The organism is Acetobacter sp. DsW_063, assembly GCF_002153745.1.
Lineage (GTDB): Bacteria > Pseudomonadota > Alphaproteobacteria > Acetobacterales > Acetobacteraceae > Acetobacter.
Genome location: NZ_JOPL01000150.1, coordinates 1 through 836, shown reverse-complemented (window position 1 = coordinate 836; position 836 = coordinate 1). Strand labels below are relative to the sequence as shown.

Sequence of the window (836 nt, the reverse complement as noted above, 5' to 3'; positions counted from 1 at the left end):
TATCCGTCTGATATCAGCGACGAAGAATGGTCTCTGACTGTTCCGTATCTTCTTCTGATGAAGGAAGACGCGGAACAACGCCATCATGATCTGCGGGAACTGTTCAACGATCTTCGGTATGTGATCCGTTACGGCATTGCGTGGCGGGCGATGCCGAACGATCTTCCGCCGTGGACTGCGGTTTACCAGCAATCCCGGCGCTGGATGGAAGGGGGATGTTTCGAGGCTGTTGTCCACGATCTCCGGGCTGTGCTGCGGCTGGCTGCAAGAACACAGGCCCAGTCGACAACGGCGATTATCGACAGCCGGACACTGCGTTCGACACCGGAGAGTGGATCGCGCGCCGGATATGATGGCGCGAAAAGAAAGAACGGATCGAAGCTGCACATGGCGGTCGATACCCTGGGGCATCTTCTGGTCCTGCGCGTCACCCCGGCAAACAGGGATGACCGGGCAGAAGCAGGCCCGCTGGCGGAAGCCATTCAGCGGGCGACAGATGGTAGCGTTGAACTGGCATGGGCCGATAGGGCCATACCGGATCAAAAGCGGCTCAAGAGAAGGATATTACCCTCGAAATCGCCAGACTGCCTCAGGCAAAACGGGGTTTTGTGTTGCTGCCCCGACGATGGATCGTGGAGAGATCGGTCGCGTGGGCAACACGGTGCAGAAGGCTCGTGAAAGACTACGAGCGCTGCGCTTCAACCCTTGCCGCAATGCACACCACCGCCTTCGCGGGTTTCATGCTGAAAAACTCAGCCAGCCTGCTCCAGCAAAGCGCATAACAACCATCTAGGCTCAGGACTCATTCTTTGAGATAGAAGATGAAGGATGCGGCG

General features: G+C 57.5%; 1 pseudogene. It reads left to right on the top strand.

What is annotated here, in order from left to right:
- Nucleotides 1-57: 57 nt before the first annotated feature.
- Nucleotides 58-782: pseudogene (locus HK28_RS13420) on the top strand (IS5 family transposase).
- The last annotated feature ends 54 nt before the right edge of the window (nucleotides 783-836 follow it).